This window comes from Maribacter luteus (assembly GCF_009674825.1).
Taxonomy (GTDB): domain Bacteria; phylum Bacteroidota; class Bacteroidia; order Flavobacteriales; family Flavobacteriaceae; genus Maribacter_A; species Maribacter_A luteus.
This window is the reverse complement of sequence record NZ_WKJH01000030.1, coordinates 45,762-60,006: the sequence shown is the minus strand read 5'-3', so window position 1 is coordinate 60,006 and position 14,245 is coordinate 45,762. Positions and strand designations below refer to the sequence as shown.

General features: G+C 39.4%; 9 protein-coding genes. 2 read left to right on the top strand and 7 right to left on the bottom strand.

What is annotated here, in order from left to right; genetic code table 11:
- Positions 1 to 84: 84 nt before the first annotated feature.
- From GJ691_RS17410 to uvrA, 4 genes are all read right to left on the bottom strand, one after another.
- Complete coding sequence (locus tag GJ691_RS17410) at positions 85 to 2,496, bottom strand: alpha-ketoacid dehydrogenase subunit alpha/beta (protein WP_154369254.1); 2,412 nt, start codon at positions 2,494 to 2,496, stop codon at positions 85 to 87.
- 163 nt (positions 2,497 to 2,659) lie between these two features.
- Positions 2,660 to 5,500 (bottom strand): gluzincin family metallopeptidase, encoded by a 2,841-nt coding sequence (locus tag GJ691_RS17405; RefSeq protein WP_154369252.1) that lies wholly within the window; start codon positions 5,498 to 5,500, stop codon positions 2,660 to 2,662.
- Positions 5,501 to 5,509: 9 nt separating this feature from the next.
- Positions 5,510 to 6,196: an LOG family protein gene (locus tag GJ691_RS17400; protein ID WP_154369250.1), complete on the bottom strand. Its 687-nt coding sequence runs from the start codon at positions 6,194 to 6,196 to the stop codon at positions 5,510 to 5,512.
- A 58-nt stretch (positions 6,197 to 6,254) separates the two neighbouring features.
- A complete protein-coding gene (uvrA, locus tag GJ691_RS17395; RefSeq protein ID WP_154369248.1) occupies positions 6,255 to 9,104 on the bottom strand; it encodes an excinuclease ABC subunit UvrA in 2,850 nt (949 codons plus the stop codon).
- Positions 9,105 to 9,219: 115 nt separating this feature from the next.
- On the opposite strand from uvrA, the gene GJ691_RS17390 reads away from it, so the two are divergent.
- A complete protein-coding gene (locus GJ691_RS17390; protein WP_154369245.1) occupies positions 9,220 to 9,747 on the top strand; it encodes a hypothetical protein in 528 nt (175 codons plus the stop codon).
- Positions 9,748 to 9,759: 12 nt separating this feature from the next.
- Here GJ691_RS17390 and GJ691_RS17385 read toward each other — a convergent pair whose 3' ends face one another.
- Positions 9,760 to 10,419, bottom strand: a complete 660-nt coding sequence (locus GJ691_RS17385) for a TIGR03915 family putative DNA repair protein (RefSeq protein WP_154369243.1) — start codon at positions 10,417 to 10,419, stop codon at positions 9,760 to 9,762.
- Positions 10,420 to 10,712: 293 nt separating this feature from the next.
- On the opposite strand from GJ691_RS17385, the gene GJ691_RS17380 reads away from it, so the two are divergent.
- Positions 10,713 to 11,474, top strand: a complete 762-nt coding sequence (locus GJ691_RS17380) for an XRE family transcriptional regulator (RefSeq protein WP_154370055.1) — start codon at positions 10,713 to 10,715, stop codon at positions 11,472 to 11,474.
- A 1-nt stretch (position 11,475) separates the two neighbouring features.
- On the opposite strand, the gene GJ691_RS17375 is transcribed toward GJ691_RS17380, so the two are convergent.
- The gene (locus GJ691_RS17375) at positions 11,476 to 11,901 is read right to left on the bottom strand and encodes a GNAT family N-acetyltransferase (protein WP_154369241.1); all 426 of its coding nucleotides are present in this window, start codon (positions 11,899 to 11,901) and stop codon (positions 11,476 to 11,478) included.
- An 87-nt stretch (positions 11,902 to 11,988) separates the two neighbouring features.
- Positions 11,989 to 14,190, bottom strand: coding sequence for an amino acid permease (locus tag GJ691_RS17370; protein ID WP_154369238.1), 2,202 nt, complete (start codon positions 14,188 to 14,190; stop codon positions 11,989 to 11,991).
- Positions 14,191 to 14,245 lie beyond the last annotated feature (55 nt).

Genomic DNA, 14,245 nt, shown 5'->3' with positions numbered 1-14,245 from the left:
GGATCAAAAACAGGAAAAATGTATCAAGGCATAATAATATACCGATAGGTTTAAAAAAAGGGGTTCACCATCAAATTTATGGGCTTATCTTAATTTTGGATAATCGGAAGGGTTCGCCTCATGCATTATATCGTACACTTTTTCAAATATGTCCTCAGCACTTGGTTTGGAAAAATAGTCGCCATCCGTACCATAGGCAGGTCTATGATCTTTACTAGTTAAGGTATGTGGCTTGCTATCCAAATAATTGTAACCTCCTTGCTTCTCGATTATTTCGTTAAGGAGGTAAGAGGAACATCCTCCGGGAACATCCTCGTCAATAATCAATAGACGATTCGTTTTTTGGAGACTTTTCACGGTATCGTGGTTGATATCGAAAGGTAAAAGTGTTTGGGCATCTATAACTTCGGCATCAATACCTACAACAGCAAGCTCTTTGGCAACCCTTAAAACAATGCGTACGGTTGAACCGTATGATACCAGTGTAATATCATTTCCTGTTTTCAAGGTTTCTACCATTCCTATGGGAGTGCAAAATTCCCCTAAGTTTTTTGGTTTTCTTTCTTTTAAACGATACCCATTTAGGCTTTCTATGATCAAGGCGGGTTCATCACTCTTCATTAAGGTATTATAGAAACCGGCAGCTTGGGTCATATTCCTAGGGGCTAATATGTACATTCCCCTCAATAGGTTGATAAGTCCGCCCATGGGAGAGCCGGAATGCCAAATACCTTCTAGTCTGTGCCCTCTGGTCCTAACTATGAGCGGCGCTTTTTGTTTACCAAAACTCCTATAAAGCATTGTTGCCAAATCATCGGTCAGTTGGGACGTAGCATAGAAAATATAATCTAAATATTGAATTTCGGCAATAGGACGCAAACCTCTGAGGGCCAATCCTATACCTTGACCAATAATGGTAGCTTCACGAATACCGGTATCTGCGACCCGTATTTTGCCATACTTATTCTGAAGACCTTCCAAGCCTTGGTTTACATCACCGATTTTGCCACTATCCTCACCAAAAATCAATACCTCCGGATACTTTTCGAACAGTTTGTCGAAATTATCCCTTAAAATAATCCTACCATCTACTTCTTCCACATTTGTGTCGTAGATAGGTTCTATCATTGGAATGTTCGTTGCTTTATTGGGATGTTCGCTATAAAGATGTTTACTGAATTTAGGTTGCATCTTATCAAGAAAGTCATTCACCCATTTTATCAATGCATCTTTTTCTTGCGATTCTTCCCCGATTAAATAGCGTAGCGCTTTACGGGAAATAATTCCTAAATCTTTTTTGAGCGGCTCTTCTACAGCTATTAGGTCATTCCTTAATTTTGCAATAAAATTACGATTGGCACTTTTATTGGCGACATTGTTCAGAAGCCCCAACAAAACAGTTTTCATTTGTTTATGTTCACTAAGGAATTCTGCCCAAGCCTCATTTTTGGCGGCCCGTACCTTTTGGCGAATTTCCTTTTCGATCTTTGCTAGTTCATCTTCGGTTGAAATCCCTGATTCCAAAATCCATTCTTTGAATCGCTTATTGCAGTCGTTATCTTTTTCCCATTGAAGGCGTTCAGCATTTTTGTATCGCTCATGGGAACCTGAGGTCGAGTGGCCTTGTGGTTGTGTCAATTCGGTTACATGTATAATAACAGGAACATGTTGTTCCCTGGCAATATCCGATGCATTTTCATAAACATGCATCAATGCAGTGTAGTCCCACCCCTTAACCTTTAATAATTCATATCCGTTATCATTTTCATCCCGCTGAAATCCCGATAGGATTTTTGATATATTTTCTTTGGTCGTGTGGTATTTGGCAGGAACCGAAATCCCATATTCATCATCCCAAATACTAACTACCATAGGTACCTGTAGTACACCTCCGGCATTGATAGTTTCAAAAAACAAGCCTTCACTGGTACTCGCGTTCCCGATTGTTCCCCATGCGACCTCATTACCATTGTTTGAAAATTTGGTAGCATCTATATTAGGTAAATTACGGTAAACCTTAGAAGCTTGGGCCAATCCCAATAATCTTGGCATTTGCCCGGCAGTACATGAAATATCCGGACTACTGTTCTTCTGTTCGGTAAGGTTCTTCCAGGATCCATCGGCATTAAGACTGTGTGTCAAAAAATGTCCGCCCATTTGCCTTCCTCCACTCATGGGGTCTTTATCGATATCTGCCGTAGCGTACAGACCATGAAAAAATTCTTTGGCATTAAGTAGGCCCAAAGCCATCATAAAGGTTTGGTCCCTGTAATAGCCACTGCGGAAATCACCGTTTCTGAAAGATTTGGCCATGGCCAATTGTGGTAATTCCTTGCCATCCCCAAAAATACCGAACTTGGCTTTACCGGTTAGAACTTCCTTTCTTCCTAGAAGACTACAAATTCTGCTGGTAAAGGCTATTTTGTAATCTTGTAGAATCTGGGTTCTAAAGTCATCAAAAGAAATGTCGGAACTCAATTTTGGGGATGTATCCATATACTGTGGTTTGACTTTCTACAAAAGTACCAAACCATAAGGAATTTTGCAATTTAGAAATGGGTTTAAGTATTTAACAATCATTAAAGAAAAGCACGATTATAAATAAAATGCTTATAAATTATAAAAAATATGTGATGAATATTAGGAATATGGCAAGGGATTAGAACCATTTTCGGGTAAATAAGCCTGTTAAGGTCTTTGGGCTTAAGGTTACGATAAATCTGATTTTTTCCTCATAATTGGGCTGTGTAACTTCCCAGCCATTATTTGAGTATAAGGGGAAATAGAGTTCAAAATAATCGGTGACAAGGTTCAGACGAACCCCTGAGTCATAGACCATGCGCTCTTTGATGTTCTTACTTTTCATAAATCCGAAGTCGCTGTAAAACTCAACCCAGCGCCAAATATTGATACTGGTATTCACTGTGGCCATCCAATCATTGGCGAAAGGGTTCTGTAATTTAGATTTGAAACCGCCTTCGGCGATAATGATCTGTTGACTGTAGATACCTGTTTCTTCTGATCTTCCTAAATAATTATAATCAAAAAGGTAGTCATTGGGCCGATCCAAGGCAAAATCAAAGAATTTTAAACCGGGTTCTATGGTGTTGTGTAGAAATTTACCTGCGAAAAACCTAAAATTGAACTGTCTATTGTTTTCGAATAGTTTTCGGTATTCAAGTTCAAAAGACAACTTGCTAAAATCTTTACTGTACTGGGCATCTGCAAACCAAGAAAGATAATCTATGATACCGTTGTCCCTATGTGTAAAACGGGCATTCAGAACACTGTAATCGGGATCGGTTTCAATATTTTCCAAATTATCATCCAAACTACGGAAGACATTTACATATCGTAAACTAAGGAAATCCCTCTTATTGGATCTTAAGTCATCAGGACGCCAACCAAAACCGATCGATGGTGTAATGGTGGTGTACCGTGAATTTTCTTGATAGTGCGATGTTGAGCCCCTAAAACCGTAATTCGCAACGTATAGACCACTTTTGCTCAGGTATTTACGATAATTGAATTTTCCGTACCCAACTAAAGATTTTTCCTTTGCTGCATAGGAAGGGGCAAAGTCGTAAACAAAAGGTTTCTCTAAAAAGGGCTTATTGTAAATTCGCATTCCGGGAGACCATCCATCATAAATATTGAAGTTAAGGACAGGTACATAAAAAACCTGGTTGTAATACGGGTTTTCGGCATCTTTGAAGAAACGGAACTGTAATTTTTTATTGCTTGATAAAAAGCCTTTTAAGGATTTCCAATTATCCCGTTCATTGAACTCGGGAATCTTATGGTCATAATTCAGTACCAATCGATCTTCTTCCCCTCTAGGAATGGTGAAGGTCTTTTGGGATCCTATATCGGTAAACCAATATTTGGAAACCACTGAATCTTTTTTAATGCCGAAAAGCGAAATGGGTACATTGGTGCCTTCTTTGTTTTTTAAAGTAACCTTCAAGGAATCATCGGTTTTGATGATTTTTTTTATTTTGAAATCGATCTTTTTATCCGTTGAAAGGTAATCCCTGAAGAACCAATCAATATCTATATCGGCAGATCGCTTTAAAATAGATTCAAAATCCAGCACCTTGGCCGAATTTAAGGAATAGTGTTTAAAATAGGTTTTGATACTTGTATCTATTTTATCCTTACCTATATAATCGGCTAAATAGGAAAGGCCCATTCCGGCTTTATATTTGTTCGCGATCTTTTGGTTGAATTTAATCAAGGAATCGTTCGGGGTTGTAAGGGCTTGATCTAGGTTTTTCCTAGCTGTTAACATATACAGGAACGGGTATTGCTCATTAAAATCCATTTTCGCAATGTTGAATCCTCGAATACCCCATATATTGGATAATTTGCCCAACAGTTTTTGATCTGGGTAAAATGTCTCTACATATTCTATGATCAAGTAGTTGGCAATGGCATCCTTGAGCCACTGTTCTTTTCTCGGGTTTAGATAAAGTGTCTCCGTTAAGAATTTATTCAATGCCGTTTTCAAGAATTTCATTTCAAATTGAAACTGCTCTTCATAAGGTCTTATAAAAGAGGGGAGTTGATTAAGGCCGTATAAAGGACTTTTATTATAATCTTTTTGACTTACCAGTAATTGGGCATGAGGGTATTTGCCAAGGTTGTCAAAAATGAACTTAGATACCTTGTCTATTGAAATACCTTGTGATATATCGTCGTATTTAGGTGATTGTAAATCGGTAACCACCGTCATATATGGGGTAACGTGTGTTTTGAATTTTTGAAACGGACTTAATATTATTTCGCAGTTCTTTTGCTTAATGGATTCTAATTGGGTCTGTTTGCCGTTTGGAAAATTCGAAGTTCCGAGGTTTCTGTAATTCGTGGTTAGGAAAAGATTGCCAGGATACCTGAAATTAACCGTTGTCCTAGTAATATCGGTGTATAGGTCCTCAAGGTTTTTATTGGAGTAAAGGTTCCATTTGCCATCAAATACGGCTGGTGACAGATACCAATCCTTAAGATAATATTCATCCCTGTTATTGTAGCCATATGGGGTGTATTTATCAGGTGGTAATTGCACGGTATACGTCATGAACAATTGAACCTTTTCTCCCGGGAGCAATGGTTGGTTCAGGGTTATCTTTATCAGGTCTTTTTCTGCTGTTCGTTCCCAGCGCAAACCCCTGTACTCATCGTCTACGGCACTGAGAATAGTAGTTCGGCCCCGTTCATTGTCTTTGGCCAAATGAAGGCTTTTTTTGAACTCTTGGGCAAATCTTTTGGCAAGTCCTGTGTTCTTGTTAGAATAGGCGTGGGCCCAATCATTGAAATAGAGTTCCTCCAAAGTGGATTTTGAAGAGTTTACATAAATGAACTCTTGCTGTATGTTCAATTCCTTTGTCTCCCCGTTCAGCCGAACAGAAAGAGTGTTCGTGTGCTGGCTAAGAGCAATTTGCAGGCCTGTAAAAAAGGCAAGAAAACCAAAAATGGAATTAAAAAATACGTTCTTTTTCAAATATTCGATTTAGAAATTCGGGCTTAAAGATCGTCCTTTGTAGAAAGAATCCAAAATTTCTACCACTTCACCCTCTGTATCAACTAATTTTATAAGGTCCATATCTTTTGGACTGATGTTCCCAGCACTGAGCATGGTATTTTTTATCCAATCAATAAGCCCGCCCCAGAATTTGGAGCCCACTAATATAATGGGAAATTTTTCAATTTTATTGGTCTGTATCAGGGTAATGGCTTCGAAGAGTTCATCCAATGTACCGAATCCGCCCGGCATTACGACAAAACCTTGGGAATATTTAACGAACATTACCTTTCTAACAAAAAAATAGTCAAAATCAAGACTCTTGTCACTATCGATGTAAGGGTTGTCATGTTGTTCAAACGGGAGGTCTATATTCAGCCCTACAGAGGTGCCGCCAGCCAAATATGCTCCGCGGTTTCCAGCTTCCATGATACCGGGGCCTCCGCCTGTGATTACTCCATAACCGGCTTCGGCAATGCTCTTGGCCACGTTGACGGAAAGATTGTAATATTCTGTGTTCTCTTTTGTTCTTGCAGAACCGAAAATAGAGACACAAGGTCCTATTTCACTCATTTTTTCAAAACCACTTACAAATTCTCCCATGATTTTGAATATGGCCCATGAATCGTTGGTTTTTATTTCATTCCAACCTTTAAAATGTTGTTCTTTTCTCATTCTGTTTTATAACTTTTTGGGCAGCATGTTATGACTGCCACTACTTTTTTAATCAATATTATGCTTTCTGCTTATCAAAACCCAATTCGGGTCTTAAAAATTGTGCCGTATAACTCTTTTTGTTTTTACACACCTCTTCAGGAGTACCTTCGGCAACGACCATACCGCCACCTCTGCCACCTTCATATCCTATGTCTATAATATGGTCCACCACTTTAATCACATCCAAGTTGTGTTCTATGACCAATACTGTATTGCCCTTTTCTACCAATTTGTTCAAAACGTCTAAAAGTACGCGAATATCTTCAAAGTGAAGACCTGTTGTAGGTTCGTCCAAGATATAAAAAGTATTGCCGGTATCCCGTTTGGAAAGTTCCGTAGCCAATTTTATACGTTGTGCCTCTCCACCTGATAATGTGGTGGACTGTTGCCCTAAAGATATGTATCCTAAGCCAACATCTTGAATTGTTTTTAATTTTCGATGGATTTTTGGAATCATTTCGAAAAACTCCACGGCATCATCTATGGTCATTTCCAATACATCGGAAATTGATTTTCCCTTATACCTGATTTCCAAGGTTTCCCTATTGAAACGCTTACCATTACATGTTTCACATTCTACATATACGTCGGGAAGAAAATTCATTTCTATTACACGTAGTCCACCTCCTTGGCAAGTTTCACATCTTCCGCCTTTTACATTGAAACTGAATCGTCCTGGTTTATACCCTCGAATAGCGGCTTCAGGGGTTTTGGTGAAAAGGGAACGAATTTCACTAAAAACACCTGTATATGTCGCGGGATTGGACCTAGGGGTACGCCCGATCGGACTTTGGTTGATGTCGATTACCTTGTCGATATGCTCCAACCCTTTTATTGATTTATAAGGCATGGGTTTACGAACGCCATTAAAATAATGTGCATTCATAATAGGGTAGAGGGTCTCGTTGATCAAGGTTGATTTACCGCTGCCCGAAACTCCTGTTACCCCGATCATTTTCCCTAAAGGGATGCTAATTGATACGTTTTTAAGGTTGTTCCCCGTACAACCGGTAAGGGTTATTTTTTTACCGTTCCCTTTTCTTCGTTTTTTCGGAACTGAAATTTCCTTTACCCCTGTAATGTAGTCCGCGGTTAACGTATGGTGGTTTTTTAATTCATCAGGTGTACCTTCGGAAATGATTTCGCCCCCATGATAACCGGCTTTTGGGCCAATATCAATGACATGGTCGGCCCTTTCGATCATATCCCGGTCATGTTCGACCACGATAATGGAGTTTCCAATATCTCGAAGTGCTTCCAAAGAACTGATCAACCGATTATTGTCCCTCTGGTGCAGGCCTATACTGGGTTCGTCCAAAATATAAAGTACGCCTACCAATTGAGTACCGATTTGCGTGGCCAAACGTATACGTTGTGCTTCCCCACCGGAGAGTGATTTGGAACTACGGTTCAATGAGAGGTAATCTAACCCAACATCCAAAAGAAAACGTATCCTGGTTTTTATCTCTTTTATTATTTCTTCGGCAATCTTTAATTGGTTCCCCGTTAGTTTGGCCTCTAAACCTTCAAAGAAAGTGGCAACTTCAGCAATATCCAAATTAGAGATTTCAGCAATGTTCTTTTCGTCGATTTTAAAGTTCAATGATTCTTGCCGAAGCCTTGAGCCGTTGCAAGTGGGACAGGTAATCTTGTCCATGTATTCCTTGGCCCATCTTTTTATCGAAGTACTATCGGATTCTTCGAATTGGTTTTTGATGAAGTTGGATATGCCTTCGTAATCTATTTTGTAGTTACGTTTTACACCAAGGGTCTTTGACTCCACATCGAAACTTTCCTGTCCGCCATTCAGAAGGATATCCATGGCTTCACTTGGAATTTTATGAATAGGGTCTTGCAGCTCAAAACCATATCGTTTTGCTATGGTTTCAATCTGTTTAAAGGCCCAAGATTTTTTATAAGGGCCCAATGGGGCGATTCCACCAGCATGGATGGAAAGTTTTTTGTTCGGAAAGATCTTCGATTCGTTAACTTCATGCACATGTCCCAAGCCATTGCAATTGGGGCACATTCCCTTGGGTGAATTGAAAGAAAACGTATTGGGTTCGGGGGTAGGATAGGAGATTCCAGTGGTCGGACACATAAGGTCACGACTGAAGTATCTTGGTTCTTTTTTGCCTTCCTCCAAAATCATCAATACATTTTCACCACTGTACATTGCGGTATTGATGGTTTCGGTCATTCGTTTATCCAATTCCGAATTTTCGGAAATCTTAAGGCGATCGATGACGATTTCTATATCGTGGGTTTTGTAACGGTCAACCTTCATCCCTTTTACAATATCCTTGATTTCGCCATCTACCCGGACTTTAACAAAGCCCTGTTTCGCTATTTGTTCGAACAATTCCCGGTAATGCCCTTTTCTCGATTTTATGATCGGGGCAAGTACATTTATCTTTTTATCCTTATAATCGGTTATGATGAGCTCTTTGATCTGTTCGTCACTATAACTGACCATCTTTTCGCCGGTATTGTAACTATATGCATCCCCGGCCCGAGCAAATAACAGTCTAAGAAAGTCGTAAATTTCGGTGATCGTACCTACCGTTGAACGTGGGGATTTAGATGTGGTTTTCTGTTCAATGGCAATAACAGGTGATAGTCCGTCGATTTTATCAACATCCGGGCGTTCAAGGCCGCCTAAGAATTGACGGGCATATGCCGAAAAAGTCTCTATGTATCTACGTTGGCCTTCGGCATAAATCGTATCAAAAGCAAGGGATGACTTGCCACTGCCCGATAGGCCAGTGATTACCACCAATTTTTCCCTTGGTATGGTAACATCAATGTTTTTAAGGTTATGGACGCGGGCGCCTTTGACCTCAATATTCTCCTCGTAGTTCGTCATTTGTTTCACGGCAAAGTTGCAAAGGTAGGGTTTTGACCCTTAAAAAGGAAGTTGCCCTAGTTTTGATTTATGGATTCTGAAAGTTAATTTTGGTTAAAAATAAAGTATTCGATTTATGAAATTATTAGGAATAGGTTCCCGGATCGATCATCCGGATTTCGGAAAAGGCGTAGTGACCAATCTTACTTCAGAACAATATTGGGTAACTTTTATCGATGGAGGTTTAGAGACCATTGAAATAGATTCGCAATTCGAGGTCATTGAAGCAGTATCCGACGAGGTTGATACCGTAAGTTTTTCAGATGTGGAACTTAGTCTTATATCCATATTAAGAAGGTGGAGTGATACCGGCAATGCAACGGCATTGGCGAGTAAATGGAAAGGTGGTTCGTTGGTGCTAAAGCCGGGGGAGTCAAATTTGTCCGATAAGGAAATGCCCATAGACACGTTTTTCCATAAAATCGTAATGGTACGTGATAGGGTTCGGGTCATGGAACAGAAAATCAATGCAAGTAAAAATTTAGATGATCAAGAAAAGGTTGATTTACAACAATATATTACCCGGATTTACGGTAGCCTCACTACATTTAATGTTCTCTTTCAGAATAAGAGTGATCATTTCGTCGGAGAAAGGTCAAAATAGTCTATAAGTTATTTACATGGCCATTCGATAACTGTTTTCTTGGTAAGGTTTTAATACCTTTTTCACTTTTAGGTAATTGTTTTTGGTATGCTCCGAAACCATTTCAAGGGAAATACCATTATAATATACGCCGTATTTGCGCTTGTTATCATAAATGATCCATGGGTGCTTTGGATATTTATATCTAAAGTGCCGTGAGATCAATGGTATTATATTGAAACCGGGTTCTAACTCGGTCATGTAAACAGAACTGTCCGTGGTCTCAAAAACCAGGGAATTTTCAATATAGGATTTTTCACGATTTACCTGTAATGACAGTTTCTTTATTTTCGCTTCGATAATAGCGGTTTGTTCCAAGGTTTCAATATCGAACATTCCATAAAGTTTCTTTATATATTGATATAACATAAATTCAATACCGTTGGTCTCACTCAAAAAGGCAAAGTATATGTTTCTGATTGCTGCGTGACTTTTCTTTTCAATGCTGTACCACATATTTTGGGCTTTTTCCCTTACAGTTGAAATAGTGTGCTGGTCTGAAAAAAGTCCTTCTTGACCAGATTTGTTTTTTTGAAAACTTAGAACGTCAATGTTGTTTTCCAGTGCAAAATGAATTGCGGTCAGGAAACCATTGAAACTCCCATCATAAATCAATACCCTAGAATTCTCCATATTCCTTAAAATAAACTTAGTTGAACGCTCTTACTTATATATCCATTCTTGTCAGCACCTTTTTTGATTTTTTTTCTACGCCTCGTGATTGTTGGTGTTAACTCTGGATTTACCATCTTATTACCGGAAAGGACATCCATTGTGCCTACAAAGGCAAAAAAGCTAAGACTGTCCTGTATTATGTTTTTTTCCATCTCTCAATTAGTATATAATCCAAAAATATGGAATAATTCCTAATTATGGAAATAATCCAGAAATATTTTGGATATATTCCAAATTATGTATCTTTGGGTATGGAAAATGAACTTACATTGAAGCGGTTTACCGAAGTTCGTAGGGCTTTGGGCTTTACCCAGGCCGAATTCGCCAAGGTTTTGGGTGTTAGCAATACCACGGCGGATATTGAACGGGGTAGGACCAAATTATCTGGCAAGGTGGTTGCCGAACTTTTAAGGCAATTTAAAATTAATCCCCTATGGTTATTTGCAGAAAGTGATAAGCAGTATTTAGAGCCGTCTAATACAAGTGTTATTCCTAAAGTAGTGACCGTTAATTCATCCGATAACGAAAATATGGTGCTGGTCAATGCCAAAGCTGCCGCTGGTTACCCTCAGAACATTCAAGATACCAGTTGGTATAAACAGTTGCCGGCGTTTGATATACCGCTTCCAGAATTCCGGAATGCCACATATCGCGGTTTTCAAGTTGAAGGTGATAGTATGTTGCCCAACCTTAAACCTGGGGAATGGGTGTTGGCAAAAGCTGTTGAGGATATTTCCGATGTTAGTCCTAATAAAATATATGTGATCGTTTTGCAGGATTCGGTCTTGGTTAAAAAAATTGAAAAAGCCCCCACTTCCACCAATATCATTTTAATATCCTTGAACGAAACCTATCCACCCTACGAGATAGAACCGCATCAGATTCAGGAAATTTGGCAGGTTAACAGTAAAATTACCTTTGGAATAGATGCGACAACGGAAAAAGGACTTTTAAGGCAGTTGCAGGAGTCTATGGAAGAATTGAAAAGTCAATTCAATCAAGGGAATAATTAATTTATAGTTTAAGGGTGTAGAGCCCACTGTTCTTTAAATTAAAACCCAAACTCGTATATAGTGCTATTGCGGGTTTTCTATGGTGACCACTGAAAAGTAGTATTTCGGATAGATGCAGTTTTTGTCCTTCTTTGATGAGTAATTCCATTAATTTTCGGCCAATTCCCTTACCTCGTTGTTCGGGTGAAACCACAACATCTTCAACCATACCTTTATAACCGGAGATGACCTTATATGTGGCCAACGAGGCCATTCCTATCAACTCATCATTCTCCCATGAACATGCAAGGATAAATTCATTGCCTTGTGATAAGACCTGGTCAATATCCCATTGACTGATTTCGGCATTCAATACATTGAACAGCTCACTTATCTGTTTGCTGATTTCAGGGGTTATTTCTTCTTTTTGTAATATACTGAATGTCATTGCGGAATGTTTTATTAGTTTAAAAATAATGATAATTGAGGAGCTTTCTAATTGTGAAATAATAGAATAACCCTTCAAACAGAAAAACTATTCATCAACCGTGTTCAATTCATTTTGGATTAAATCCAAATCCAGCTCATTGAAATTATGGGCTGCCTTAACGAGTAGGGTAGAGCCTATTGTTTGGAACAAATGATTGGTCTTCATAACGAACTCGGCCTGCTTTTCAATTTTATAATCGGGAATGCCGACTAAGGTTAGGTTGGTTTGGCCGGACTCTTCGGCAATGATGTCATAAAATGGCTTTTGTTCCACGGCATTGTTGATGATCTTTATTTGCACATTAACACGTAGGTCTTCCACTAATTTTGCTATTTTATCGTGAATAAGTTCAACGGATACATTGTTGTTGTTAACGAAAAGGACCCGGATATCCGGATTGTCCCATCTTGGGGAGGCTATTATGAACCGGGCAATGTTCAGCATCATTTCAGCATTTTTACTGTCGGTTTCACGCCACCAAAAATCGACCGATTTGTAATCCCCGAATTTCGATTTTCGGTCAAAATCCAAATACAAGAGGTTGTAATCCAGATGTAATAGGGTTTCCGTCATTCTGGAATATTCTTTCGAATTTTCCAATCCTTTGGGCCATCCCATCATTATGGTATTGGGTTCAACCCCTGAAAATCCAAAGGTAGAGGCGATATTGGTTATTCCAGAATAGATATTGTCCACCTTGATCTGTCTTGCAAAAATACCAAGTTCCTTAAAATTTTCATCCCTGACCGTTTGCTCCACTTTTCGTAATGGTGTGTCATTGTTTTTGTCAAGGATCAGTTTAAAGTTGGTTACGATGCCTGTCCTTCCCGATACGGTTTTCCCGAGCTCCAGGAGGTATTTCTGGTGGTCACTTTTACCGCTAAAGAGAATAATGTTGGGGTTCCAGTTCGTGTTTTCATCGTCTTTGTCATCAATCTTTTTTAGTCCTTTATTGACAACGTTCTCCCAAACACTACGCCATACATCATTGGATTGCACTTTCACCTCTTTGCGTTGTAGTGCAAAATATAAGGCAGTGATTACGCCTAGGGCTACCATCATGGCAATCATATCGAGTTTGAACATGACCAAAAAACAAGCAATAAAACCAAGAAGGCCGATCCAACGTTTTATTTTGAAGGAAGGTTGAAAGTCGGGATTTGCCCAACTTTCCAGAAAATAGGATATGTTTATGAATCCGTAAGCCGTGAGGTAGAACATGGAAACCACTCTGGCGATAACATCCAGCTTCCCTATAAGAATGCCAGATTCGGCAATGATGAAAACCAATAAAAGGGCATTTACCGGCTCGTTGTTCTCACCTTTGCCCTTGCCGAATATTTTAGGGGTCACTTTGTCCATTGACATGGCCTGTAAAATGCGTGGACCACCTAGTATCCCGCCCAAAGCGGAAGATAAGGTCGCTCCCCAAATACCAGCGACAACGGCAGGTGCGAAAAGTGCAATTTTCATTAATATATTGTAATCAGATTTCAGCAACTCAGGATTAACCGTGAAGGCAATGAAAACGGCCAATAGAATATAAACCGTTAACCCAGTGCCGATAGCGGCCAAGGTGCCTATCGGAATCGATTTTTTGGAATCTTTTAGATCGCCGCTCATGGCAATACCCGCGGTAAACCCTGTAACAGCGGGAAAGAATATTGCAAATACGACTTCTAAAGGAACTGCGTCTTCAGTCGAAAATAAAGGTACAGCCTGAGGTGCGAATTCATTGGTTCCCAAAAAAACGGAAATCAAGGATAGGGCAATGGCGGCCAAAATGAAAAATTGGGCTTTTAAAGCAACTGATGTGCTTATCAAAGCTAAAATGGTCAAAGCTACCAAAGCTATAGTACCGGTAACTCTATAATCGTTTACCGTCATTCCGTATCCGAAATAAGAGTTGAAACTTTCAGAGAATCCAATGAGGTATAAAGCAATGGAAAAAGCGGTACCAACATATAGGGCAATACCAATAGAACCACCAATTGGAATGCCCATGCTTCGGGACAATACATAATAAATTCCGCCGGCACCTATCTTCTTATCGGTTGCAACGGAAGAAACACTCAATCCTGTAGTAACTGCTATAACATGGGAAATTATGATAATACCTATTGTGCCCAAGAGTCCGGCATTGCCTACGACCCAGCCAAGACGCATATACATGATCACGCCTAAAATCGTTAAGACCGATGGGGTAAATACCCCAGCAAACGTTCCGAATTTCTTTTTTTCCGGCATTGGCTTTATAGATTGGCTAAAGAGTTATAAAAATAAAGATGTGAATACTCTAAAA